The sequence below is a fragment of the Halomonas salinarum genome (genome assembly GCF_012062845.1).
GTDB lineage: Bacteria > Pseudomonadota > Gammaproteobacteria > Pseudomonadales > Halomonadaceae > Onishia > Onishia salinarum.
In genome coordinates this window covers 22,865-46,520 of sequence record NZ_WWNB01000006.1, presented here as the reverse complement: position 1 = coordinate 46,520, position 23,656 = coordinate 22,865, and the positions used below count along the sequence as shown (strand labels likewise).

At 63.1% G+C, this 23,656-nt stretch carries 21 protein-coding genes; 9 read left to right on the top strand and 12 right to left on the bottom strand.

Annotated features, from left to right (window positions below; translation table 11 throughout):
* The 10 genes from HF027_RS06205 to HF027_RS06160 all read right to left on the bottom strand — a co-directional run bounded on the left by HF027_RS06205 (position 1) and on the right by HF027_RS06160 (position 10,974).
* On the bottom strand, positions 1-342 hold the full coding sequence (locus HF027_RS06205) for a phosphoribosyl-ATP diphosphatase (protein WP_168013926.1): 342 nt from the start codon (positions 340-342) through the stop codon (positions 1-3).
* 82 nt (positions 343-424) lie between these two features.
* A complete protein-coding gene (ubiB, locus tag HF027_RS06200) occupies positions 425-2,044 on the bottom strand; it encodes a ubiquinone biosynthesis regulatory protein kinase UbiB (protein WP_168013924.1) in 1,620 nt (539 codons plus the stop codon).
* On the bottom strand, positions 2,041-2,691 hold the full coding sequence (locus tag HF027_RS06195; protein ID WP_168013922.1) for a ubiquinone biosynthesis accessory factor UbiJ: 651 nt from the start codon (positions 2,689-2,691) through the stop codon (positions 2,041-2,043). The genes ubiB and HF027_RS06195 overlap by 4 nt, the downstream gene beginning before the upstream one ends.
* On the bottom strand, positions 2,691-3,437 hold the full coding sequence (gene ubiE, locus HF027_RS06190) for a bifunctional demethylmenaquinone methyltransferase/2-methoxy-6-polyprenyl-1,4-benzoquinol methylase UbiE (RefSeq protein WP_209316414.1): 747 nt from the start codon (positions 3,435-3,437) through the stop codon (positions 2,691-2,693). Before ubiE ends, HF027_RS06195 begins: the two co-directional genes overlap by 1 nt.
* Positions 3,438-3,630: 193 nt before the next feature.
* Entirely contained in the window at positions 3,631-4,014 is a 384-nt protein-coding gene (locus HF027_RS06185) for a gamma-butyrobetaine hydroxylase family protein (RefSeq protein WP_168013918.1), read from the bottom strand.
* Positions 4,015-4,091: 77 nt separating this feature from the next.
* Entirely contained in the window at positions 4,092-5,414 is a 1,323-nt protein-coding gene (gene hslU, locus HF027_RS06180; RefSeq protein ID WP_168013916.1) for an ATP-dependent protease ATPase subunit HslU, read from the bottom strand.
* A gap of 3 nt (positions 5,415-5,417) precedes the next feature.
* The gene (gene hslV / locus HF027_RS06175; RefSeq protein ID WP_168013914.1) at positions 5,418-5,936 is read right to left on the bottom strand and encodes an ATP-dependent protease subunit HslV; all 519 of its coding nucleotides are present in this window, start codon (positions 5,934-5,936) and stop codon (positions 5,418-5,420) included.
* Between the two features lie 212 nt (positions 5,937-6,148).
* Entirely contained in the window at positions 6,149-6,850 is a 702-nt protein-coding gene (locus tag HF027_RS06170) for an SPOR domain-containing protein (protein ID WP_168013912.1), read from the bottom strand.
* Between the two features lie 3 nt (positions 6,851-6,853).
* A complete protein-coding gene (gene argS, locus HF027_RS06165; protein ID WP_168013911.1) occupies positions 6,854-8,539 on the bottom strand; it encodes an arginine--tRNA ligase in 1,686 nt (561 codons plus the stop codon).
* Positions 8,540-8,724: 185 nt separating this feature from the next.
* Positions 8,725-10,974, bottom strand: a complete 2,250-nt coding sequence (locus HF027_RS06160) for a primosomal protein N' (RefSeq protein ID WP_425338669.1) — start codon at positions 10,972-10,974, stop codon at positions 8,725-8,727.
* A 212-nt stretch (positions 10,975-11,186) separates the two neighbouring features.
* Between HF027_RS06160 and rpmE the strand changes: the two genes are divergently transcribed.
* Both rpmE and HF027_RS06150 read left to right on the top strand, forming a co-directional pair.
* Positions 11,187-11,402 carry a 50S ribosomal protein L31 gene (gene rpmE, locus HF027_RS06155; RefSeq protein ID WP_168013907.1) on the top strand — a complete coding sequence of 72 codons (216 nt, stop codon included), beginning with the start codon at positions 11,187-11,189 and terminating at the stop codon, positions 11,400-11,402.
* Between the two features lie 279 nt (positions 11,403-11,681).
* Positions 11,682-12,950: a malic enzyme-like NAD(P)-binding protein gene (locus HF027_RS06150; RefSeq protein WP_168013905.1), complete on the top strand. Its 1,269-nt coding sequence runs from the start codon at positions 11,682-11,684 to the stop codon at positions 12,948-12,950.
* 83 nt (positions 12,951-13,033) lie between these two features.
* On the opposite strand, the gene HF027_RS06145 is transcribed toward HF027_RS06150, so the two are convergent.
* The gene (locus HF027_RS06145) at positions 13,034-13,762 is read right to left on the bottom strand and encodes a DUF481 domain-containing protein (RefSeq protein ID WP_168013903.1); all 729 of its coding nucleotides are present in this window, start codon (positions 13,760-13,762) and stop codon (positions 13,034-13,036) included.
* 147 nt (positions 13,763-13,909) lie between these two features.
* The gene (locus tag HF027_RS06140) at positions 13,910-16,423 is read right to left on the bottom strand and encodes a penicillin-binding protein 1A (RefSeq protein ID WP_168013901.1); all 2,514 of its coding nucleotides are present in this window, start codon (positions 16,421-16,423) and stop codon (positions 13,910-13,912) included.
* 274 nt (positions 16,424-16,697) lie between these two features.
* On the opposite strand from HF027_RS06140, the gene pilM reads away from it, so the two are divergent.
* From pilM to aroB, 7 genes are read left to right on the top strand one after another with little or no spacing between them, the layout of a single operon-like run.
* The gene (pilM, locus tag HF027_RS06135) at positions 16,698-17,726 is read left to right on the top strand and encodes a type IV pilus assembly protein PilM (RefSeq protein ID WP_245184555.1); all 1,029 of its coding nucleotides are present in this window, start codon (positions 16,698-16,700) and stop codon (positions 17,724-17,726) included.
* Positions 17,726-18,283, top strand: coding sequence for a PilN domain-containing protein (locus HF027_RS06130; protein WP_168013897.1), 558 nt, complete (start codon positions 17,726-17,728; stop codon positions 18,281-18,283). Before pilM ends, HF027_RS06130 begins: the two co-directional genes overlap by 1 nt.
* Entirely contained in the window at positions 18,280-18,915 is a 636-nt protein-coding gene (locus HF027_RS06125; protein ID WP_168013895.1) for a type IV pilus inner membrane component PilO, read from the top strand. Before HF027_RS06130 ends, HF027_RS06125 begins: the two co-directional genes overlap by 4 nt.
* Positions 18,912-19,472, top strand: a complete 561-nt coding sequence (locus HF027_RS06120; protein ID WP_168013893.1) for a pilus assembly protein PilP — start codon at positions 18,912-18,914, stop codon at positions 19,470-19,472. The genes HF027_RS06125 and HF027_RS06120 overlap by 4 nt, the downstream gene beginning before the upstream one ends.
* A gap of 38 nt (positions 19,473-19,510) precedes the next feature.
* On the top strand, positions 19,511-21,571 hold the full coding sequence (locus HF027_RS06115; RefSeq protein ID WP_168013891.1) for a type IV pilus secretin PilQ: 2,061 nt from the start codon (positions 19,511-19,513) through the stop codon (positions 21,569-21,571).
* Positions 21,571-22,119, top strand: coding sequence for a shikimate kinase AroK (gene aroK / locus HF027_RS06110; RefSeq protein WP_168013889.1), 549 nt, complete (start codon positions 21,571-21,573; stop codon positions 22,117-22,119). Before HF027_RS06115 ends, aroK begins: the two co-directional genes overlap by 1 nt.
* Before the next feature lie 36 nt (positions 22,120-22,155).
* Positions 22,156-23,259, top strand: a complete 1,104-nt coding sequence (gene aroB, locus HF027_RS06105) for a 3-dehydroquinate synthase (RefSeq protein WP_168013887.1) — start codon at positions 22,156-22,158, stop codon at positions 23,257-23,259.
* The last annotated feature ends 397 nt before the right edge of the window (positions 23,260-23,656 follow it).

The following is a 23,656-nucleotide window of genomic DNA, read 5'->3' as shown; positions in this document are numbered from 1 at the left end:
CTATGCGTCCGTTGGGCGGGCGGCCTTCTCGTCCAGCCCGGAAATCCCGAAGCGACGTGCCAGTTCATTGAGCACGTCCTGATGGTCGATCCCGAGATGCGACAGCATCACAAGGCTATGAAACCACAGGTCGGCGGTTTCGGCGACTACTGCCGCGCGGCTCTCGTCTGAGCCATTAGCCGCATCCTTGGCGGCAAGCAGGGTCTCGGTGGCTTCCTCGCCGACCTTCTCGAGGATCTTGTTGAGCCCCTTGTCATGCAGCGATGCCACATAGCTGGTGTCGGGATCCGCCTGACGGCGCTGATCGAGCACCTCGGCGAGCTGGTGGAGAATATCGCTCATCGATGACATTCCTGAGTCAGTGGGTCAAAAAGGCGGTGATTCAGTCGCTTGTGATGTCTTGTGAGGTCCTGAAAAGGCGTGGTCATTGCCAGGCAAGTAGTAGCACACCCAGGCCTGCGGCCACCAGCACCGGCCAGGGCTGATCACCGGCCCAGCTTAAGAGTGGCTGCCAGGCCAACGCCAGGCCTACCAGGAGCGCGCCAAGGCGCAGTCGCCGGGCGCCGCGAGCGGAGGCAACGACATGCTGGCGCAGGGTCGAGATCGACTCGCTCTGGCGGTGGCGCTGCTTGTGTTCCGCCTCGACCCGGGATAGCGCCTGGTGGGCGAGCACCGGTAGCTCGGGCAGCTGGCGCGACAGCTCGGGCGCCTGGCGCTGAAACGACTCCCAGAGCCCGCGGGGGCCGGCGCGCTCCTTCATCCAGCGTTCCAGGTAGGGCTTGGCGGTGTGCCACAGATCAAGATCCGGGTAGAGCTGGCGCCCCAGGCCTTCGATATTCAAAAGGGTCTTCTGCAGCAGCACCAGCTGCGGCTGGACTTCCATGTTGAAGCGTCTGGCGGTCTGGAAGAGCCCCAGCAGTACCTGGCCGAAGGAGATGTCCTTTAGCGGCTTCTCGAGGATCGGCTCGCACACCGAACGAATCGCCGAGGCGAACTCGTTGGCGCGGGTACCTTCGCCGACCCAGCCGGATTCGATATGCAGGGCCGCCACTTCATAATAGTCCTGATGGAAGAAAGCCAGCAGGTTGCGGGCCAGATAGTCCTGATCCTCTCGGGTCAGGCTGCCGACGATGCCGCAGTCGATGGCGATGTACTGCGGATCATTCGGCTTGCCGTGGGTGACGAAGATATTGCCCGGGTGCATGTCGGCATGGAAGAAGTTGTCGCGAAATACCTGGGTGAAGAAGATTTCCACACCGCGTTCGGCGAGCTTCTTGAGATCGGTGCCCTGTGCCTCGAGTGCTTCCATGTTAGCCACGGGGATGCCATGGATACGCTCCTGGACCATCACGCTGCGCCGGGTCAGGGGCCAGTGGATCGTCGGCACATAGAGCAGCGGCGAGCCCTTGAAGTTGCGCTTGAGCTGGGAGGTGTTGGCGGCCTCCCGATGGAGGTTCAGCTCGTCGAAGAGCGTGGACTCATAGTCCGCGACGACCTCGCGGGGGCGCAGTCGCCGGGCTTCGGGAATCTTTGCCAGCACGCGTGCCACCCCGTAGAGCAGCGCCATGTCCTGGCGCATCACCCGGTCGATGCCCGGACGGATGATCTTGACGACGACCTCCTGGCCATCGTGCAGCCGAGCGGCATGGACCTGGGCGATCGAGGCCGAAGCCAGTGGTGTGGTGTCGAAGTGCGCAAATGCCTCGTCGATCGAGCACTCGAGTTCTTCCTCGACCAGCGCCACCGCCTGATCGCCGGGAAAGGGGGGGACCTGGTCCTGAAGACGCTTGAGCTCGTCGGCGATATCCGGGGGCAGCAGGTCGCGGCGGGTCGAGAGCATCTGGCCGAATTTGACGAAGATCGGTCCTAGCGCTTCCAGCGCCAGGCGTAGCCGCTCCGCACGCTCGCCACGCGCCGGAATCAGGCGCAGTGGTGAGAGGGCGAGTAGCAGTCGAAGTGGCCAGGGCAGACGCGCCTTGGGTATCAGGGTGTCGAGGCGGTAGCGGGTGACGACCCAGGCGATCCGTGCCAGGCGCAGGCTCATGAATGGGGCTCCTCGGGGGCCTCATCAGGCAGGCGGCGCGCCTCCAGGCGTCGCTTGAGACGCAAAAGCCTTGCCTCAATGCGATCGCTTGCAATCTCGAGTTCGGTGAGCTGGTCACGCATCACGTCGAGCTGCTGACGTCCGGGCAGCAGGCGTGCTTCCTCGAAGACGTATTCGCCGATATCGGCGGTCAGCTCCTGGCGGGTGCGCAGGCCCCAGCGCGCCAGACGGCGCAGGCCCTCGGCGAGGCTATGGGCCGGCATGTCACCGAGCCAGTGAGCGAGCTCGCCCTCCCAGTCGAAGTCGAGATCGAGCAGCAGGTCGCGCGCCTGTTCGAGCACCTGAGCGCGCCCGCGCACCGCGAGGCGACCGCGAAACATCAGGCGCTCGGCGGACTCGCCGCCGATCAGTTCGCCCAGGGCCTCGCTGTCGGCCTCGACAATCACGTCGACATCTTCATCGGCGAGGCCTTCTCCCCGGCAGAGCGACAGGCTGTGGGCGTCGAAGCTCACCAGCAGGGCGTAGGCGGGGCGCTCCAGGCGCACCAGCAGGCGCGAGCCGTCGAGCGCCGCCAGTCGCGCCGGTGCCGCGGGGTCCCGGTCGAGCAGGGCGTTCAGGGTGCGTTCGAAACCGGCGAGTACCATCATCAGAGCTTGATGCCCCGATGCAGGGCCACGATTCCGCCGGTCAGATTGGTGTACTCGACCCGCTCGAGTCCGGCGGCTTCCATCATGTCCTTGAGGGTCTCCTGGTCCGGGTGCATGCGAATCGACTCGGCAAGATAGCGGTAGCTGTCGGCATCGCCGGCCACCCACTGGCCCATCTTGGGCAGCAGGTGGAAGGAGTAGTCGTCGTAGGCCCTGGACAGCAGGGGATTGGCGGGCTTGGAAAATTCAAGCACCAAAAGGCGGCCGCCGGGCTTGAGCACCCGGGCCATCGAGCGCAGCGCGGCATCCTTGTCGGTGACGTTGCGCAGGCCGAAGGCGATGGTGATGCAATCGAAGCTGTTATCCGGGAAGGGCAGGCACTCGGCGTTGGCCTGTACGTACTCGACGTTGCCGCCAACCCCGTGGTCGAGCAGCTTGTCACGGCCGACGCGCAGCATGGATTCGTTGATGTCGGCAAGGATGACCTGACCGCGCGGCCCGACCTGGCGCGAGAATTTCAGCGTCAGATCGCCAGTGCCACCGGCAATGTCGAGGACGCGTTGGCCGGGTCGTACGCCCGCGCGCTCCAGTGTCAGACGCTTCCAGATCCGATGGACGCCGAACGACATCAGGTCATTCATCACGTCATAGCGCGCCGCCACCGAGTGGAAGACGTCGGCGACGCGTGAGGCTTTCTCGTCGACCGGGACTTCCTGATAGCCGAAGTGTGTGGTGCGCTTATCCATGGGCATCCCTATCAGTCAGTGCATCAGGCCGTGCAGCAGGGGGTGCAGCACGTGAAAAAAAGGGCCGACCCGGGGCCGACAATGGCGCCATTGTAGCGTCACCGCGATGGCCTTGTCTTTGTCGTCACGCCCTTGACCCGTTATCGGTAAGTCCGGCGTGGGCTATCCAGCTGCCGGCTAAGCGAGGGTCGCGTCAGAGCTCCTTGAACTGGATGCTCTTGGGTTGCCGGGACTCGCCAGCCGCTTCTAGACGCCTGAGGTAGTCTGCCCAGTTGATGTCGGCATTGGTCGCGAGGGCATACAGATAGTCCCAGCTGAAGAGGCCACTGTCATGGCCGTCATCGAAGGTGAGTTTCAGGGCGTAGCGGCCTGACGGGGTGATGTTGGCAAGGCCTACGTCCTTCTTGCCGACCTGCAACACGGCGGTGTCAGGGCCGTGGCCTCGCACCTCGGCAGAGGGCGAGAAGACCCGCAGATACTCGATCGACAGGCGGTAGGTCGAACCGTCCGGGTAGCTAAGTTCCAGCTCGCGAGCAGACTTGTGATAGTGGACGTTTGAGGGGATCGGGACGCTCATGGCGGCCTCCTGCAGGGGTACAGAGAACGTGCTGGCCTTGCCCGCCGCAAGGGCGTGGCGACGGCCAGCGTGCCAGATCAGAGGATGTAGCGCGACAGGTCTTCGTCCATGGCCAGTTCGCCGAGCTGGGAATCGACATAGGCGGCGTCGATGGTCAACGGGCTTTCCATGTCGCCACCCTTGAAGGAGGCGTCCTCGAGAAGTCGCTCCATCACGGTGTGCAGGCGGCGCGCGCCGATGTTCTCGGTGCCCTCGTTGACCTTCCAGGCGATCTCGGCAATACGCGTGATGCCCTCCTCGGTGAAGGTGATCTCGAGCCCTTCGGTGGCCATTAGCGCCTGATACTGCTTGGTCAGAGCGGCAGACGGCTCGGTTAGGATGCGCTTGAAGTCGTCAGGCGAGAGCGCATTGAGCTCGACCCGGATCGGCAGGCGACCCTGCAGCTCGGGAATCAGGTCCGACGGCTTGGCCAGGTGGAAGGCCCCCGAGGCAATGAACAGGATGTGGTCGGTCTTGACCATGCCATGCTTGGTCGAGACCGTCGAGCCCTCGATCAATGGCAGCAAATCGCGCTGCACGCCCTCGCGGGACACTTCCCCACCGCTGCTCTGCTGGCCCTTGACGACCTTGTCGATCTCGTCGAGGAAGACGATGCCGTGCTGTTCCACTGCCTCGATGGCGCGGCTCTTGATGTCTTCCTCGTTGACCAGCTTGGCGGCTTCCTCGTCGCGCAGCAGCTTCCAGGCATCCTTGACGGCGACCCGCTGGGTCTCGGTCTTCTGCTTGCCCATGCTGGAGAACATGTTCTGCAGCTGGCTGGCCATTTCTTCCATGCCCGGCGGGGTATTGAAGTCCATGCCGCCGCTCTGGGGCGTGATCTCGATGTCGATTTCCTTGTCATCGAGCTGGCCTTCGCGCAGCTTCTTGCGGAACACCTGGCGAGTCGATGAGTCGTCCCGAGCGCTGTCGTATTCACTGCCCCGCGGACGCGGCAGCAGCGCGTCGAGGATACGTTCCTCGGCGGCATCGTCGGCCTTGTGGCTCACTTCTTCCTTGGCGTGCTCGCGGACCATCTTGATCGCCGCCTCGGTCAGGTCACGCACGATCGACTCGACGTCGCGGCCCACATAGCCGACCTCGGTGAACTTGGTGGCCTCGACCTTGAGGAAGGGAGCGCGCGCCAGCTTGGCCAGGCGACGGGCGATCTCGGTCTTGCCCACACCGGTCGGCCCGATCATCAGGATGTTCTTGGGCGTGACTTCCTGGCGCAGCTCGTCGTTGAGCTGCATGCGGCGCCAGCGGTTGCGCAGCGCCACGGCCACGGCACGCTTGGCGTCCTGCTGGCCGATGATGAACTGATCGAGGGCGTGAACGATCTCGCGGGGGGTCATCTGGGTCATGGCTCAGAGCTCTTCCAGCGTGATGTGGTGATTGGTGAAGACGCAGATGTCGCCGGCGATCTCCAGGGACTTCTCGGTGATGTCACGGGCCGAAAGCTCGGTGTTATCGAGCAGCGCACGGGCCGACGACAGGGCATAGTTGCCGCCCGAACCGATGGCGATGATGCCACGCTCGGGTTCCACGACGTCACCGTTGCCGGTGATGATCAGCGAGGCATTCTTGTCGGCCACCGCCAGCAGCGCCTCGAGCCGGCGCAGGGCGCGGTCGGTGCGCCATTCCTTGGCGAGTTCAACGGCGGCCTTGGTCAGGTGACCCTGGTATTTCTCCAGCTGCGCTTCAAAACGCTCGAACAGGGTGAAGGCGTCGGCGGTACCGCCCGCGAAGCCGGCCAGCACCTGGCCGCGATAGAGGCGACGCACCTTGCTGGCGTTGCCTTTCATGACGGTGTTGCCCAGTGAGACCTGGCCATCACCGGCCAGGGCGACATGGTCGCCGCGGCGCACGGATACGATCGTGGTCATGGAGATGAACTCCGTAATGGGAGTAATGACACTCCCGGTGACTTGGGCGTCCGGGATGCGGTAAGCGGTCGGACGGACGCAGTGGAATCTGTCGTTGGTAACGTGAGGGAAAGGTGTGGGCGGGGGGGGATGAATTCAACCTTCGAAGGGCGGCGGCAGGGCTAGGCCCGCCACCGCCGTCACGCCGATGGCGGTTTCCCTGGCGCACAGGATCAGTTCTGAAGGCGGATGGTCAGCGGCTCGATGCCCTGAGTGATCATCAGGTCCTGGGCCCGGTTGAGCTCGCGGGTATCGCCATAGGGACCGACCTGGACACGGTGCCAGGTGGCGCCGTCACCGGTCTGGACCTTGCTGATGCTGGCCATCAGCCCGAAGTCGCTGAGTCGTCCGGCCAGGCGCTGAGCGTCTGCCGGCTTACGGAACGAGGCCGCCTGCAGAATGTAGCGCTCGTCGTCGGCTATTTCGGTGGGCTGGCGATTCTCGGCCGGCTGCGACTGCTGGCGGGCGATCTGCTCGGCGATCGGGTCCTTGGCAGGCGCAGCGGCACCTCCCTGTGGTTGGCCACTGGGCGCGATGACCTCGGACTCCGGCAACAGCGTGTAGAACTCAAAGGTCGGCATGCGTTGCTCGCTTTCCCCGGATGTCTCGCTACCCGCGTCGCGTTCTTGCTGGTCGGCCGATGATGCGGCCTGTTCGGTCGCCGGGCGGCTGAATACCTTGGCCAGCGGCGCCGGTGCCGAGTCCTGCAGGTACTGTGAGAGGAAGAAGCCGGCCACCAGGCCACAAAGCCCCCATAGCCAGCCGGGCACGCGAGGAGCGGGGCGCTTGGCCGGGGCGGCGCGCTTGCGGGTCGTGGCGCCCTTGCGATTGGCAGCGGTCTTGGCGTCGGTCTTGGCGGCTTGGCGTGCGGCCATGGCTTACATCTCCTCGGGTGCGCTGACGCCCAGCAGGTCGAGACCGTTGCGGATCACCTGGCGGGTCGCGATGCCCAGCGCCAGGCGAGCGTTGCGCTGGGCATCGTCGTCGACCATCACCTTCACGGCGTTGTAGCAGGTGTGGAAGTCGGCGGCCAAGTCCTGAAGATACTGGGCAACCTGCTGTGGCTCGCGGTTGCCGGCGGCGATACGCACCACCTCGGGATAGCGAGCCAGGCGATTCATCAGCGCCTTCTCCTGATCCGCTTCAAGCAGGGCCAGGTTGTCGAGCGCGAGGTCATGCTGGAAGTCGCGCTCTTCGGCGGCGGCCTTGCGCAGCACGCTGCATACCCGGGCATGAGCATACTGGATGTAATAGACCGGGTTGTCATTGGACTGCGAGCGCGCCAGGTCAATATCGAAGGTCAACTGGGAGTCGGCGCGCCGCGCGGCCAGGAAGTAGCGGGTGGCGTCGCGGCCGACCTCGTCGATCAGGTCGCGCAGGGTCACATAGCTGCCGGCCCGCTTGGAGAGCTTGACCTCGACGCCCGAACGGGTCACCAGCACCATCTGGTGCAGCACATAGTCCGGCCAGCCCTTGGGGATGCCGGTCTCTAGCGCCTGCAGACCGGCACGCACACGGGTCACGGTGGAATGGTGGTCGGCGCCCTGCTCGTTGATCACCTTGGTGAAGCCGCGCTGCCATTTGTCGAGGTGATAGGCGACATCGGGCAGGAAGTAGGTATAGCCGCCGTCCTGCTTGCGCATCACCCGGTCCTTGTCATCACCGAAGTCGGTGGTGCGCAGCCACAGGGCGTTGTCCTGCTCGTAGGTATGCCCCCCCTCGATCAGTGTCTTGACGGTGGCCTCGACCTTGGCGTCCTCATACAGCGAGGATTCCAGGAAGTAGACGTCGAAGGCGACGCCGAAGGCCTTGAGGTCCAGGTCCTGCTCGCGGCGCAGATAGGCCACCGCGAAGTCGCGGATGGCATCGAGATCGTCCGGATCGGCGGCGCCGGTGACGTGGCGATCATCGGCGTGCACGGTGTCGCCGGCCAGGTAGCTCTGGGCGACGTCGCGAATGTAGTCGCCGCGGTAGCCGTCTTCCGGCCAGTTCGGATCATCCGGGGTCAGCCCCTTGGCGCGCGACTGCACCGAGCGTGCCAGGTTGCTGATCTGGGCGCCCGCGTCGTTGTAGTAAAACTCGCGGGTGACATCGAAACCCGTGGCTTCGAGCAGGCGACAGAGGCTGTCGCCGATGGCGGCGCCACGGCCATGGCCGACGTGCAGCGGGCCGGTCGGGTTGGCGGAGACGAACTCGACCTGCACCTTTTCGCCCTGGCCATCCAGGCTGCGACCATAGGTGTCGCCGGTCTCGAGGATGGTCGCTACTACCTGTGCGAGGGCGTCGGTGGCGGCGAAGAAGTTGATGAAGCCGGGGCCGGCGATCTCGGTCTTGCTGACCGCCTCGGAGGCCGGTAGCGCCGCGACCAGCGCCTCGGCCAGCTCGCGGGGCTTCTTGCCCGCCGGCTTGGCCAGCGCGAGCGCCAGGTTAGTGGCGAAGTCGCCGTGCGCCTTGTCCTTGGTGGGATCAACCTTGATGGTCGGGGCGAGGCCCTGGGGCAGTTCGCCCTGCTGCTGAAGGGTGCTCAGCGCCTCTTCAAGCAATGCAATGATGGTGTCTTTCATGAAAACTCTGATGTCCTGTGGCCTGGCCCGGCAGGCGTGAATGACGGCGATGAGGCGCGCCGCCGGCCGGCGTGAAAGCGTCGCTCTACCTAACGTGATGGCGCATTATCGGCCATGGCGGCCCGGCTTTAAACCCTGACGATGCGCCCCGGCTGCAGGCAGGCATGGCGCATCGCACAGAGGGCTCAGGCCAGGGTCTGGGGGTCGATGTCGAGCGACCAGCGTACCCGACGCGCATCGCGGCAGGCTTCCAGCCAGGCCACGAGCCAGGCGCTGGCCTCGTGCAGCTGGCTGCGCTGAGCCGCGGAGAGCAGCAGTTGTACATGATAACGGTTCTGGCGACGCTCCATGGGGGCCGGTACCGGTCCCAGACAGCTGACGGCGTGGCCCTGTGCCGCGAGCCACTCGCGAAGCGCAGTGCCGGCTTCCTTGGCGAGCCCCATGGCATCGGCCTCCCGCGTCGCCTCGAAGCGTGCCAGCGCCAGAAAACGGAAAGGCGGCAGGGCCGCGCCGCGCCGCTCCTCGAGCAGGGCCTCGGCCAGGGCCTCGTAGCCCCGCTCGGCGAGCAGGCGTAGATGGGGGTCATCGCTGTGCAGGGTTTGCACCAGCACGCGGCCCGGATGGGCGGCCCGACCGGCGCGGCCCGCCACCTGGGTCAGTAGCTGCGCCGAGTGTTCAAGGGCGCGAAAGTCGCTTGCATAGAGGCCGGCATCGGCATTGACGACCACCACCAGGGTGACGTGGGGCAGATGGTGGCCCTTGGCGAGCATCTGGGTGCCGACCAGCAGGCTCGGTTCGCCGCGCTTGATCTCGGCGAGCACCTCGCCGAAGGCATCCTTGCGACGGGTGCTGTCGCGGTCGATGCGGTGCACCGCTACATCCGGGAAGAGGGCCGCCAAGCTCTCTTCGGCCCGTTCGGTGCCCGCGCCCAACGGGCGCAGGTCACCGCTTGCGCACTCCGGGCAGGCGTGGGGCAGTGGTTGCTGTCGCTCGCAGTGATGGCAAGCCAGTAACGAGGGCTGGCGGTGCAGGGTCATGCGGGCATCGCAGTGATCGCATTCGGCGAGCCAGCCACAGCTGTGGCAAGCCAGTGTGGGGGCGAAACCGCGGCGGTTGATGAACACCAGTACCTGATGGCCGGCGTTGAGTGTCTGGCGGATGGCGTCGATCGCCGCGGGTATCAGTCCGCCTTGGCGAGGCCGGCCGCGCAGGTCGATCAGTTCGAGCCTGGCCGGTGGGTGGCGACTGGCGCGCTGGGTCAGGCGCAGGTGGGCGTAGCGACCGCTTTTGGCCTGGGCCAGGCTCTCCAGCGCCGGGGTGGCACTGCCTAACACCACCGGAATGCCGTGGTAGTGAGCACGTGCCACGGCCAGGTCGCGGGCGTGGTAGCGAAGTCCTTCCTGCTGCTTGAGCGAGCCGTCGTGTTCCTCGTCGACGATGATCACCCCGGCGCTCGCCAGGGGCGTGAAAATGGCGGAGCGCGTGCCGATCACGATCGGGGCTCGTCCGCTCATGGCGGCAAGCCAGGCATCCAGGCGCTCATGATCGGTGAGGCCCGAGTGCAGGGCGACTACCGGCACCCGGAAGCGGCGACGAAAGCGCTCGAGCGTCTGGGGGGTGAGGCCGATCTCGGGGACGAGTATCAGGGCCTGGCGGCCACGCTGGATCACCGCCTCGATGAGCTGTAGATAAACCTCGGTCTTGCCGCTGCCAGTGACGCCATGCAGCAGGCAGGGGTGAAAGCGCTCGAGGCCTTCGTGCAGTGTCGAGAGGGCGGCGGCCTGCTCACGGTTGAGGGTGAGTGCCGGCTCGGCCAGCAGCGTCGCCGGACGCGGCGGCTCACTTGCCACGCGTGGCTCCTCCAGGCATTCGACAAGCCCCTTGTCATGCAGGGCCTGGAGCTGGGCACGACTGAACTGCTGGGCGGTAACGGCGGCGGTGGGCAGGCCTCGGGGGTGCTGGCGCAGAAGCTCCAGCAGCTCGGCCTGGCGGCGTGCGCGACCCAGGTCGGCGGCTTGGCTCATCTGCCCTCGTTCGTTGAGTCGCCAGCGCTCCAGCGTGCGGGCTTCAAGCGGCCGTCCCTGGCGTAGCAGCACGGGAAGTGCCTGGTGCAGGGTGTCGCCGAGGGGGTGCTGGTAGTAGCGGGCCGTGAAACGTGTCAGCCACAGCCAGTCGTCGGGAAGCGGACTGGCATCCAGGCAGGATTCGATGGGCTTGAGGCGCTCGAGCGCCATCTCGCTGCTGTCACGGCATTCGATAATGATGCCCACGACCGAGCGCCGGCCCAGCGCGACCTGAACACGCAGGCCAGGCCGCCAGCCACCAGGCGGTGTCTCCTGGCCGGGCAGGTAGTCGAACAGACGGCGCATGGGCGTGGGGACGGCAATACCCAGCACGCGAGGCGTCGAGGGTAGCGGCGAAGCACTGTCGGACAATTGGCCTCCAAGATCGGGTCTGCTATAATGCCGGCCCTCCGCGGCCTCACTCATGTTGGCGGGCTACCCTCTGTGGGTTCTCCCGCGCATAGCAAGTGAGTCGTCGGACTCCGGTTCGTTGGCGTGGCCATGTTGGCTGCGGGCGATCATAACCCGTATGCGGTGCCTGGCAGTCGATCAGGTGGCGGCATACCGCTTAATGAGGCTTCAAGATGAAACAAGGTATCCACCCGAATTACAAGAAGGTCACCGCTACTTGCAGCTGTGGCGCGACCTTCGACGTAGGCACCACAGCGAACCAGGAGTTCTACCTGGACGTCTGCTCGCAGTGCCACCCGTTCTACACCGGCAAGCAGAAGCAGGCGACCACCGGTGGCCGCGTCGAGCGCTTCAACAAGCGTTTCGGTGCTGCCGTCAAGCGCGGCTAAGCGCTTACGTCGCCAAGCCGGCGATCTTTTGTCGCTGGCCAGGCAAGAGTCCGTCGCGGGTTATCCGCGGCGGACTTTTTTGTGGGCGATCGCCGACCAGGGCTTGAGGATAAGCTAGGCGTTATAGGTAGTCGGCTGGGTATAAAGGTCAGCAAATAGGTGGCTTTGGTGCCAAACGCGCAATAAAAAGTGGAAAAATTGGCTAACTTGGTCTGCGTTGTAGGGTCGGGTGTTTTTCTATATTCTTGCGCCACTTCATATGACATCAATGGACGTGACATGACCGACCCGAAGCAAGCGGCACTGGATTACCACTCCCATCCGACTCCCGGCAAGTTGTCCATCGAACTGACCAAGCCGACCACCACGGCAAAACACCTGGCGTTGGCCTATAGCCCGGGCGTAGCGGAACCCTGTCGTGAAATCGCCAAAGAGCCGGAAAATGCCTATCTGTATACCGGCAAGGGTAATCTGGTGGCGGTGGTATCGGATGGCTCGGCCGTTCTGGGTCTGGGTAACCTGGGGCCGCTGGCCAGTAAGCCGGTGATGGAAGGCAAGGGGGTGTTGTTCAAGAAGTTTGCCGGTATCAATTCGGTGGACATCGAGGTCGATGCTGAAAGTCCGCAGGCCTTCATCGACACCGTGGCGCGCATTGCCGATACCTGGGGTGGCATCAACCTCGAGGACATCAAGGCACCCGAGTGCTTCGAGATCGAGCGGGTGCTGGTCGAGCGCTGCAGCATCCCGGTCTTTCATGATGATCAGCACGGTACGGCCATCGTGACGGCCGCGGGTATGCTCAATGCCCTTGATATCGCCGGCAAGACGCTGGACAACGCACGTATCGTTTGCCTGGGCGCCGGTGCGGCGGCCATTGCCTGCATGAAGCTGCTGGTGGCCTGCGGCGCGCGGGTCGAGAATATTTTCATGCTCGATCGCAAGGGCGTGATCCACAGTGGTCGCGAAGACCTCAACCAGTACAAGGCGATGTTCGCGAACGAGACCGAGCGGCGCACGCTGGATGATGCCATCGACGGCGCCGATGTGTTTGTGGGGCTGTCTGGCCCCAATCTGCTGACGCCCGAGCAGCTCAAGACCATGGCGCCCGATCCGGTGGTCTTCGCCTGTTCCAACCCGGATCCGGAAATTCATCCTGACGACGCCAAGGCGGTCCGCGAGGACGTGATCATTGCTACGGGGCGTTCGGATTTCCCGAATCAGGTCAATAACGTACTCGGTTTCCCGTTCATCTTCCGCGGTGCCCTTGATGTGCGTGCCACCGGTATCAACGAGGAGATGAAGGTGGCGGCGGTCCACGCCCTCAAGGATCTGGCCCGAGAGCCTGTCACCGACGAGGTACTCAAGGCCTATGATATCGAGCATCTGGCATTCGGGCGTGGTTACATCATCCCCACGCCACTGGATTCTCGCTTGCTGGATCGCGTGTCCTCAGCGGTCGCCCAGGCAGCAGTCGACACCGGTGTGGCGCGCAAGCCCTATCCGGCCCATTACCCGCTGACCAGTGTGGAAGGTGTCTACGGCGACTGATACCCAAGGGATGCCTCCCGCTCGCAAAACGCCGGCCCTTGGGCCGGCGTTTTGCGTTTGGATGAGGTAGCAAAAAAGAGTGGCTACCAGCTTAGCTGCAGCGAAGCGGTGGTGGTGGTATCGGTGCTCGCAGCGGCGCTGTCGGGCGGCTGAGAGTTGTGCTTGATCTCGTGAGACAGGCGCAGCGCCAGACGAGAGGTGAGGTTGCTGGTGATCGCGCTCAGTGAGCGAACCGTCGTGTTGTCGCCGGTAGCTTCCATCGACAGCTGTTGCTGAAAGTAGCCGGTATCGGAGAGCGTGAAGCGGTAGTCAGTGGCGGCGTAGGCCACGGCCAGCTGCTGGCTAGTCTGATCCTGGACGCGATCGTTGCGGTAGCCGGGGCCCGCTTCAAGGGAGAGCTGATGGATGGTGTCATCAAGCAGCTGGCGCCCATAGCCGCCGATGGCGGTGAGCTGGCGGTCGTAGCCGCTATCGCGCTCCTGTTCCCAGCGCGTGAAGCCGAACAGGTAGTGCGGTCCGCTCAGGTCCTTGCGCTCGCGCCAGGAAGCAAGGTAATGCTCATCCTCGATTTCTTCGTCTTCGCTGACGGTTCGAGCTTCCAGGCGCAGCGTATGCAGCCAGTCGCCGGTCAACCAGGTCAGGCGCGTCTTGGCGATCAATGTCTGGCTGTTGGTGTTGCCGCTCAGGCGTGTGTAGCCCAGTTCGGCGTCGCCGCTGAAGGTCGGCGTATCCGGCTTGGCCTTCGGTGGTGCATAGAAGGGGTAGGCCAGCGCCGAGTGGCTTGCCAGCGTGCATGCCACTGTGGCGGCCATCAGCGTCAGGCGCTTTCGCGTCGTGGCGCTAGACGTCAGACGGAGCCGGCAACGGGCTAGACCGGCGAGACGCTGCCGGTCTTGGAGAAGGGAGTGCAGTATCATGGTGCTCGATGCCCGGGGCGTTAAGCCCCGGGTCGGGTTAGATCAGAAAATGGCGTCGAAAGAGCCTGTGCCCTGAGAGCCGCTCTGGGATTCCAGCTCCTGGTCAATGCTACGCGGGGCAAACGATGGCAGCTGGCCGGCCACGAACATTTCCTGAATACCGCCAGGCTGGTCGTCTCGAAGTCGCTGTCCGGTTTCTGGATCGATCCGCGCGGTCACGATGTCATCCGGGCGTTCAAGCTGCGTCTCTGCATGGCCGTCCAGCGCATTGCCCATGAAGTCCATCCAGATGGGTAGGGCAGCCTGACCGCCATACTCGGCGACGGTGTCGTAGTCATCCTTGCCGATCCATACGGTGGTCACCAGTTCGTCATTGAAGCCGGCGAACCAGGCATCGCGACGATCATTGGTGGTGCCGGTCTTGCCGACGATGTCGCCTCGATTGAGCGCCATGGCGCGCCGGCCGGTGCCGTGTTCGATGACGTCACGCATGATGCTGCGGAGCAGATAAACGGCGCTTTCATCGGCAACGCGTTGTGCAAGCGGATAACGCTTGCCGTCGCGCTCCACCTGTTGGGCATCCGGTGCGCAGTTGCGGCAGGCAAGTCTGGGCTCGGCTTCCTCCATGACCTCGCCATCCCGGGAGAGGGTCTTGATGAACCAGGGGGAAACCTCGAAGCCGCCATTGGCCAGTGTCGAGTAGGCGTTGGTCATGCTCAGCGGGGTCAGGCTGGCGCTGCCCAGTGCCAGCGACAGGCCATTGGGCAGCTGCTCCTTGGCAAAACCGAAGCCAGTCAGGAAGTCGATGGTACGTTCGAGCCCCATGGTGCGCAGGATGCGAATGGTCACCAGGTTGCGAGACTGTGCCAATGCCTCGCGTAGCCGTGTCGGGCCCCGGAACTCACCGCCGGAGTTGGCCGGCCGCCACAGGCCTTCGTTGGACTCCATAACCACGGGAGCGTCATTGATCACCGTGGCTGGCGTCATGCCACCTTCCTGGAGTGCGGCCAGGTAGATGAATGGCTTGAAGGTCGAGCCCGGTTGGCGCTTGGCCTGAGTGGCGCGGTTGAACTTGCTGGCGGCAAAGCTGAAGCCACCCTGCAATGCCAGTATCGCGCCGCTGTCGGGATCTTGGACGATGATCGAACCCTCGGCGGCCGGTCGCTGGGAAAGGCGCCAGCTGCCATCGTCCTGCTCGAGGATGCGCACCAGTGAGCCCCGCTCGGCGATATCATCGGCCGAGTTCGGTGGCTGGCCACGGCTGTAGGGACTCAGGTAAGGGTCAGCCCATTCGAGGCCGCTCCAGGGCAGGGTGATAGCCTTGCCATCCTCGCTCAAGACGCGCATCTCGCGCCCTTCACTTTCCACCACAATGGCAGGCTCGAGTGGGCCATACGCTGGGGTGCGTTCGAGCACTCGCAGCCAGTTGCTGACGTCGCCGTCGATACCGCTGACCTGGGTCTGGCTGCGCTCGGCCGCCTGACGAGCCGTCTCGCGCACCTCTGACTCGGCCAGTTCTTCTTCCAGGCCACTACGCTGTGTACGCTCCTGGGCTTCGACCAGGCTTGCCGGGATATCGGTTTCTTCGGCGCCACGCCAGCCGTGGCGCGTGTCGTATTCGATCAGGCCCTGGGTCAGGGCCTGCCGGGCCATCGGCTGCAACCGGCTGTCGAGCGTTGTGGTGACCTTGTATCCCCCGGTGTAGGCGTCGTCATAGCGGTCAACGACGAACTGACGAGCCATCTCGGCCACGTAGTCGGCCTCGACCTCGAGCTTGGTGGCGAAGCGGCGTGCGGTGATCGGTGCCTGCACCGCCGTCTCATAGCGTTCGGCATCAATGTGCCCCAGCTCGCGCATGCGATAGAGGATCCAGTTGCGGCGGATCAGCGAGCGTTCCGGGTTGGCCAGCGGATTGAAGTTCGAGGGCGCCTTGGGCAGTCCGGCGATCATTGCAGTCTGCGCCAGGCTCAGCTCGGAAAGAGGTTTGCCGTAATAGGTCTCGGCGGCGGCGCCGATGCCGTAGGAGCGGTGGCCCAGGAAGATCTTGTTGACGTAAAGCGTGAGGATTTCTTCCTTGCTCAGCACCTGCTCCATCTGCAGGGCCAGCAATATCTCGCGGATCTTGCGCGTAAAGGTACGGTCAAGCGTCAGCAGATAGTTACGGGCGACCTGCATGGTAATGGTACTGCCGCCGGACTGAATGTCCCCTCCGCTTGCTACCAGCTCGGTAGCGGCACGCAGCAGGCCCTTGGGGTCAACGCCAGGGTGCTCGAAGAAGCTGGCATCCTCGGCGGACAACAGGGCGTCGATCATGTCCTTGGGAATCTCATCGAAGCTGATCGGCTGGCGTCGTTCCTCGCCAAACTCGCCGATCAGTTTGTCGTCGCGTGTATAGATGCGCAGCGGTGTCTGCAGCTCGAAATCCTGCAATTGGCGCACGTCGGGTAGGCCCGGGGCGAAATATAGGGCGGAGCCGACCAGGGCCAGAGCCCCGGATACGCCAAGGGATAGCGTGATCCATATCGCCGAGGAGGCAAGCGTTTTGAATAACTTCATGAAAATGTAGGACTCATGATGAACGGTGGCTGGGCGATGGTGCTGAGAGCGACACTCCGTGGAGGGCTGTATTATAGGAACCCGAGCGTCAGGTCACCAGCGTTGAAGGGCGCATGCGGTGGCCAAAGTGTGAGCATTCGCAAAATCCTGTAGGCTGCGCGTTATGAGCTTTTAACCTGAATGCAGCGTAGTCAACTAATGTTTAAGTGCGACAACAACCTAGGCTTGAGTTGGGGGTGAGGCCTTGAAGAGGCTAATAAAGTCCGGAAAAGGGTTGATTGGAGTCGATATTTCCTCCGCAACCGTCAAGCTGATCGAGCTCAAGCCCGTTCGAGGTCAGCAGCGGGTGGAAAGTTATGCCGTGCGCCCGCTGCGCGAAGGCACCGTTGTCGAGCGACGCATTCGCGACATGGGGGCCGTCGCTGATGCACTGCAGCGCGCCGTTGTTCAGGCGCAGCCTAACACGCGAGAAGCCTGCGTTGCGGTACCTTCGAGTGCGGCCATCACCAAGACCCTGATCCTGCCGGCCTCGCTCGATGATGACGAGATCGAGGCGCGAATCGAACTCGAATCAGACAAGCATATTCCCTTTCCGTTCAGCGAAGTGTCCTTCGACTTCCAGCGTCTGGGCGTCAATGAGCGCTACCGCGATCAGCAGGACGTGCTGTTGGTCGCCTGCCGTAACCGAGACATCAGTCAGTTGACCGAAGCGCTGATTCAGGCTGGCCTTACGCCAGCTGCAGTCGATGTCGAAACCTTCGCCATGGAACGCGCCTTCGATGAGCTCCTTCAGCAGATGGGAGGTGGTGGCGATGAAGAATGCGTGGCGCTGGTCGATATCGGGGCCAACATGAATGCGTTCCACGTACTCAAGGGCGGGCGCATCGTCTATAGCCGCGACACCGTTTTTGGCGGCCGGCACCTGACTGATGAAATTGCCAGCCGCTATGAACTCACAATGGATGAAGCAGGCCTTGCCAAGAAGCGTGGCGGGTTGCCTGAGGATTATGCGGGCAATGTGCTGATGCCCTTTATCGAGACCCTGGTTCAGCAGGTCGAACGCTCCCTGCAGCTCTATTATACCGCGGGGCGCAAGGATAAAGTGCGTCGCCTGATGCTTGCCGGTGGGTGCAGTGTCATTCCGGGTCTCAAGGAGCGCCTTGCCGAGAAAACCGGCATGGAGGTGCTGAACGCCAATCCGTTCCGGCGTATGCAGGTCAACCCGCGTATCAACGCCCAGACACTTGCCAATGATGCGCCGGCTATGCTGACCGCCTGTGGACTTGCCATGAGGGCACGTTGATGGGGATCGAGATCAATCTGCTGCCTTGGCGGCAGGCGCAACGCGAGCGTCGTAGCAAGCGCTTCAAGCTGGCGGTTTGCCTGATGGCGGTACTGGGTCTGGGGGGAGGGTACGCGATGACGTTCTACTACGATCATCAACTCGCCGTTCAGCAGCAGCGCAATAATCATATAGAAGCGGCGTCCAAGGCACTGGAACGTGATATTCAGGGGATTCAGGATTACAAAACCACGCGGGAAACCATCGTGGCCAAGATTGATGTCTTCGCCCGGCTTCAGCGGGGGCGTGCGCAAACGGTACGCGTGGCCAATGCTCTCAGTGCCAGCCTCCAGGAGGGGGTTTACTACACACGCCTTTCGCGGGCAGGTCAGAGGCTGAGTCTGGATGGGGTGGCCGATGACAACTATCAGGTCTCTGATCAGTTGCGAGCCCTGGAGGCTACCCCGGTGCTGGGCGTGCCGGAGTTGTCGCAAGTCGAGGGCGATGGTCAGGGGGATCGGCGTTTTTCCCTTAGTGTCGACCAGCACTTGCCCGCCGCCCTCGAGGAGAATCAATGAACCTGTCGGCCGAATGGCGTCGCCTTCGTGAACTGGATTGGCGCGAACTCGATATAAAAGAGGCAGGCACCTGGCCCTGGTCATTGCAGGTCGCCTGCTGTCTGTTGGTGCTGGGCGTGACCTTTGCCACCATGGATTGGTATCTGGCGACACCCAAGATCGAAGCCCTGGAAGAGGCTCGCAGCGAGGAGTCGCAGCTGCTGAGTGATTATCGTCGCAAGGCCGCCCAAGCGGCCCGGTTGCCGGGTATTCGCGAACAGGTGGCCGACCTCGAGGCGCGCCTCGATAGTCTGCTGGAAATGCTGCCCAGCGGAGCCGAGATCCCCGCGTTGATCGACGATATCAGCAGGACTGCGGTAGAGCATCAGCTTTCCATCGAGACCATTCGCCTGCGTTCGCCGGTGATGCAGGAGCATTACATCGAGCGCCCTTTCGATATTCGTGTGCGTGGTGATTATCACCGTATCGCGGCTTTTCTTGCCGGCGTCTCGGCGCTGCCGCGTATCGTGACCCAACACGATTTCAGTCTGGTGCCAGTTGAGGGGAGCGATCAGTTGGAGTTGTCATTGTTGGCTCGCACTTACAGTTATTCACCGAGTGCAAGAGCCGACGGCGAGGAGGCAACGCCATGAGTCGCCGGTTAGTTGCACTGTCACGAAAGCGCCTGGCGTTGTTGGGTCTATCGCTGCTGCTGGTAGGCTGCAGTGAGCCTGACCTTGCTGAGCTTGATCGTAAGCTTGAGGCATTTCGGGTTGATCCCAGCGGCGTCGAGCTGGCGCCGGTACCGGAGCTGCCTCAATATGCGGCCGTGTCATACGATCAGGCGGATCAGCGCAGCCCGTTCCGGGCGCGCGTGTCGGCGCCGGAAACAATGCCGGAAGGCACCGCCGATCTGGCCCCGGATAGGGATCGGCCTCGCGGGCCGCTAGAGGCCTATCCGCTGGAGCAACTCACCCTGGTGGGGACATTGCGTGTCAGTAACCGGCCTTCGGCCTTGGTGCGTGACCCTGATGGCGAGGTTCACCGGCTGACCAGTGGTGATTATCTGGGCACGGATTATGGCCGCATCGTCAGTATCACCGAGCGCTCTGTGCAACTCGTCGAGGTAGTGAATAATGGGCGCGGTGGATGGACCGAACGGACGCGCCAGTTGACGCTGGATGACGCTATAACGAAACAGGCCAGCTGAAGAAAGACTGTGCCACGCAGGTAACAAGGGAAGCGACGATGCAAATCATGATGCGCGTACTGCTGGCGCTGGGATTGGTTGTTGGACTGCCGGCAACGGCGTTGGGCGCCTCGGCACTGACAGGGCTTGAGGTTCGACAGAGCAGTGCCGGCGAGCTTGAGGTAGAAATGCGCTTCGATGGCGAAGTGCCCGAGGTGCGTGGCTATCGGCTCGACTCGCCTCCCAGGCTCAGCATCGACCTGGTCGATACGTCCAATGCCCTGGCTGAGCGCCGTCGTGACATCAGTCTGGCAGGCGTCGAGCGCCTGATCACGCTTGAGGCGGGCTCGCGTACGCGCCTGGTGTTTGATCTCGCGTCACCGATGGCTTATCGCACCCGTCAGGAGGGGGGTAGTCTCAAGTTGGTGATCGGTGGTGATGCCCCTCAGTCACAGGCGTCAACCACGACCCGCGAAACGTCGTCATCGTCTTCCGTGTCGACAGGCGCAAGCCCCGAGCCACGGATCGCCGGTTTCGATTTCCAGCGCAGCGGTGACGGTGGCGGTCGTCTGGTGGTCAACTTCAATCGCGCCGGCGTCGCTTCTCAAGTGCGCGAATCCGGTAACAGCATCATCGCCGAGCTTCCCGATGTGCGTCTGCCTCAGGATCAGGACCAGGTGCTCGACGTCACCGACTTTGGCACCCCGATCACGCGTATCGTGCCGAGTCGCGTGGCCAACGGTGTACGCTTGAACATCGAGACGCAGGGCAACTATTCGATGTTCTCGACCCTGCAGGGGCGTCAATTGATTGTCGAGACGCGCCCTGTCACGCCAGACCAGCAGGAAGATCGCGAGGCGGCTCGTGAAAGCTTTGATGGAGAGCGCATCAGCCTGAACTTTCAGGACATCGAGGTGCGAGCCGTACTGTCCATCATCTCCGATGTCAGCGGCCTCAACCTGGTGGCAAGTGATAGCGTCAGCGGCCGAGTGACACTGAATCTCGATAATGTGCCCTGGGACCAGGCCCTGGATCTGGTGCTGCAGAGTCATGGGCTCGCCAGCCGTCGTGAGGGAAATGTCATCGTGGTGGCACCGGCCAGCGAGCTTGCCAATATCGAGCGCCAGGAGATCGAGGCTCGCGAGCAAATGCAGACGCTGGCGCCTCTCACTACCGAGTATGTACAGGTCAAGTACGCCAAGGCCTCGGACCTGGCGCAATTGTTGCGCGGCGCCGAGGGCTTCGGGCTTCTGACCGAACGAGGGCGCGTCAGCGTTGATGCGCGTACCAACACTCTGTTGATTCAGGATACCGCCGCCCAGATACGCGAGATCCTGCGCACCGTCGAGAAGCTGGACGTGGCCGTGCGCCAGGTGCAGATCGAGGCGCGCATCGTTATCGCCCGGGATGGCGTGACCCAGGAACTGGGTGTTAATTGGGGGGCGTCGTCGGCTGATAACATCAATGGTGTGCTGGGCAATGGCAGCAGCGCCAACCTGAGCGGTGCCTCCAGTGGTATCGCAAGCAACGGTGGCCTGGCTGTCGATATGGGCAGTGCCAATACCGCCGCGACCAGTTTCTCCTTCGGTTACCTGTCCGGCGACGTGCTGCTCGATCTCGAGCTAAATGCCCTGGAGACCGAGAACAAGAGCCAGACCATCTCCCAGCCGCGAGTGATCACCGCCAACCAGCGGACCGCCATCATCAAGCAGGGCCAGGAGATTCCCTATCAGGAGGCGACCTCCAGCGGCGCCACCAACATCGAGTTCAAGGAAGCGGTGCTGTCGCTTGAGGTTACCCCGCAGATTACCCCGGATAACCGGGTGATCATGGATCTTGCCATCAACAACGATACCGTTTCCGACCAGAGCTTTGGCGGCGCGCCGGCCATCGATACCAATCAGATCGAGACGCAGGTGCTGGTCGACAACGGCGAGACGGTGGTGTTGGGCGGGATCCTTACCACCGAAGAGCTGCGCAGTCTCTCGAAAACGCCGTTTTTCGGCGACCTTCCAGTACTTGGCCACCTCTTCCGCTATACCCAAGAGGAGAATGAGAAGGTAGAGTTGCTGGTATTCATTACCCCCAGGATTCTCGAAGACAGGCTGGCCCTTCGCTGATGCAGGACGATCTTCCCAATCTCTTTCTTATCGGTCCCATGGGGGCTGGTAAAAGCACGATCGGTCGCTTGTTGGCGGCCGAACTAGGCCGTGAGTTCTTCGACAGCGACCATGAGATACAGGCGCGATGCGGCGCCGACATCCCCTGGATCTTCGATGTCGAGGGCGAAGCCGGGTTTCGCGAGCGTGAACAACAGGTGATCGGTGAACTGACGCGGTGCCCCAATGTGGTCATGGCCACCGGCGGTGGCGCTGTGATGCGCGAAGCCAATCGTCGTGCGCTTCGTGAGCGCGGCACCGTGATCTATCTCTACACCACCGTCGAGCAGCAGTTGAAGCGCACCGCTCGCGACCGCAATCGGCCGTTGTTGCAGCGAGACGATCGTGAGGAGGTATTGCGCACACTGTTTACCCGTCGCGATCCTTTGTATCGGGCGACGGCGGACCTGGTGGTGCGCACCGACCGTCGTGGCCCGAAAGCGGTGGTGGGAGAGATCGTGCGTCGGGTGGCACGCCAGCTTGATCCGCTGATGTCCTGCAAGGCCTGATCGCGAACTGCCACGTTTTCCCAACGAGTCTTCTTCATGCCCCAGTCTGCTGCTATCCGCACCCTGAGCGTAGCGCTCGATGAGCGCAGTTATCCGATTCATATTGGCCCCGGCCTGCTCGGCCGTCCCGATGCCGTTACACCCTACCTGGCCGGACGTCAGGTCATGATCGTTACCAATGAGACGATCGCGCCGCTCTATCTCGAGGCCTTCAAGCGGGGGCTTCCTGACGGTCTCGAGGTCGGCGAGGTGATACTGCCGGACGGTGAACATACCAAGACGCTGGAGTCGGTGTCTGTTATCTGGGATGCCCTGCTGGCCGCTGGTTTCAATCGTCGCTGCACCCTTATCGCCCTGGGCGGCGGGGTGGTAGGCGACATGACCGGGTATGCGGCGGCCTGCTATCAGCGTGGTGTCGCCTTCATTCAGGTGCCGACAACCCTGCTGTCTCAGGTTGATTCCTCGGTGGGTGGCAAGACGGGAGTGAACCATCCTCGCGGCAAGAACATGATCGGCGCCTTCTGGCAGCCAAAGGCCGTGCTCATTGATACCGATACCCTTGCCACTCTGCCATCCCGGGAGCTTTCGGCGGGGCTCGCCGAGGTCATCAAGTATGGTCTGATACGCGATCTCGATTTTCTTGTCTGGCTTGAAGCGCAGATGGGAGCGCTACGCGGAGTGGATGGAGAAACGCTGCGCGAGGCGATCTACCGAAGCTGCGCCATCAAGGCAGAGGTGGTCGCCGCTGACGAGACCGAGCAGGGCGCTCGGGCGTTACTGAACCTGGGGCATACCTTCGGGCATGCCATCGAAGCGCACCAGGGCTATGGCAGCTGGCTTCATGGCGAAGCGGTGGGGACTGGCATGCTGATGGCAGCCGAGCTGTCAAAGCGCCTGGGTTGGCTGAGCGAGGCCGAGGTGGCCCGCGTGGAGTCGGTGATCGCTGCCGCTGGCCTGCCGCTGGCGGCGCCGGCGGACATGGAGGTGGATGACTTTCTGGCCGTGATGCGCCTGGACAAGAAAAATATCGATGCTCGGCTACGCCTGGTGTTGTTGAGAAGTCTGGGCGGTGCCTGTCTGCATGATACGACGCCGACCGATACGCTCGCCGCCCTGCTGGCGGACTTTCCCCGCCGCTGAGGCAAGCCGCTGTCGATGGCCATCTTGATGATCAAGCGTCCGTTTTCACGGGCGCTTTTTTGTGCTCGGCGTTTCAGACATGGCCCAAGCGCGTTACGTCGTTGGGGCGCGGTTTTTAAAGGCAGGCGCTTGGCAAGACAGACCTTTGCAGACAAAGGTGTCGAGAGGCGTCGGCGGGGCAACACATTACTGGCTGCTTCCGGGAGCGAATGATCAGGCGCATCAATGTGGCGATGCGTGGGTGTCGTCCGGCATAAAGGAATACGCATGCCTTATGCATGATTGGCATGCCATTGAGCTTCCTTTTTCGACTAAAGTCTACTATTGCTGACTCTGTACGTCAGGCATGGCCAAGTAGTTGACCTGTCAGGGTTTTTTGCTTGACTGGTTCGCTAAG

Excerpts from the sequence above, each read along its gene's own strand:
- HF027_RS06205 (WP_168013926.1), bottom strand. The coding sequence starts at position 342 with ATGAGCGATATTCTCCACCAGCTCGCCGAGGTGCTCGATCAGCGCCGT.
- ubiB (WP_168013924.1), bottom strand. The coding sequence starts at position 2,044 with ATGAGCCTGCGCCTGGCACGGATCGCCTGGGTCGTCACCCGCTACCGC.
- HF027_RS06195 (WP_168013922.1), bottom strand. The coding sequence starts at position 2,691 with ATGATGGTACTCGCCGGTTTCGAACGCACCCTGAACGCCCTGCTCGAC.
- ubiE (WP_209316414.1), bottom strand. The coding sequence starts at position 3,437 with ATGGATAAGCGCACCACACACTTCGGCTATCAGGAAGTCCCGGTCGAC.
- HF027_RS06185 (WP_168013918.1), bottom strand. The coding sequence starts at position 4,014 with ATGAGCGTCCCGATCCCCTCAAACGTCCACTATCACAAGTCTGCTCGC.
- hslU (WP_168013916.1), bottom strand. The coding sequence starts at position 5,414 with ATGACCCAGATGACCCCCCGCGAGATCGTTCACGCCCTCGATCAGTTC.
- hslV (WP_168013914.1), bottom strand. The coding sequence starts at position 5,936 with ATGACCACGATCGTATCCGTGCGCCGCGGCGACCATGTCGCCCTGGCC.
- HF027_RS06170 (WP_168013912.1), bottom strand. The coding sequence starts at position 6,850 with ATGGCCGCACGCCAAGCCGCCAAGACCGACGCCAAGACCGCTGCCAAT.
- argS (WP_168013911.1), bottom strand. The coding sequence starts at position 8,539 with ATGAAAGACACCATCATTGCATTGCTTGAAGAGGCGCTGAGCACCCTT.
- rpmE (WP_168013907.1), top strand. The coding sequence starts at position 11,187 with ATGAAACAAGGTATCCACCCGAATTACAAGAAGGTCACCGCTACTTGC.
- HF027_RS06150 (WP_168013905.1), top strand. The coding sequence starts at position 11,682 with ATGACCGACCCGAAGCAAGCGGCACTGGATTACCACTCCCATCCGACT.
- HF027_RS06145 (WP_168013903.1), bottom strand. The coding sequence starts at position 13,762 with ATGGCCGCCACAGTGGCATGCACGCTGGCAAGCCACTCGGCGCTGGCC.
- HF027_RS06140 (WP_168013901.1), bottom strand. The coding sequence starts at position 16,423 with ATGAAGTTATTCAAAACGCTTGCCTCCTCGGCGATATGGATCACGCTA.
- HF027_RS06130 (WP_168013897.1), top strand. The coding sequence starts at position 17,726 with ATGGGGATCGAGATCAATCTGCTGCCTTGGCGGCAGGCGCAACGCGAG.
- HF027_RS06125 (WP_168013895.1), top strand. The coding sequence starts at position 18,280 with ATGAACCTGTCGGCCGAATGGCGTCGCCTTCGTGAACTGGATTGGCGC.
- HF027_RS06120 (WP_168013893.1), top strand. The coding sequence starts at position 18,912 with ATGAGTCGCCGGTTAGTTGCACTGTCACGAAAGCGCCTGGCGTTGTTG.
- HF027_RS06115 (WP_168013891.1), top strand. The coding sequence starts at position 19,511 with ATGCAAATCATGATGCGCGTACTGCTGGCGCTGGGATTGGTTGTTGGA.
- aroK (WP_168013889.1), top strand. The coding sequence starts at position 21,571 with ATGCAGGACGATCTTCCCAATCTCTTTCTTATCGGTCCCATGGGGGCT.
- aroB (WP_168013887.1), top strand. The coding sequence starts at position 22,156 with ATGCCCCAGTCTGCTGCTATCCGCACCCTGAGCGTAGCGCTCGATGAG.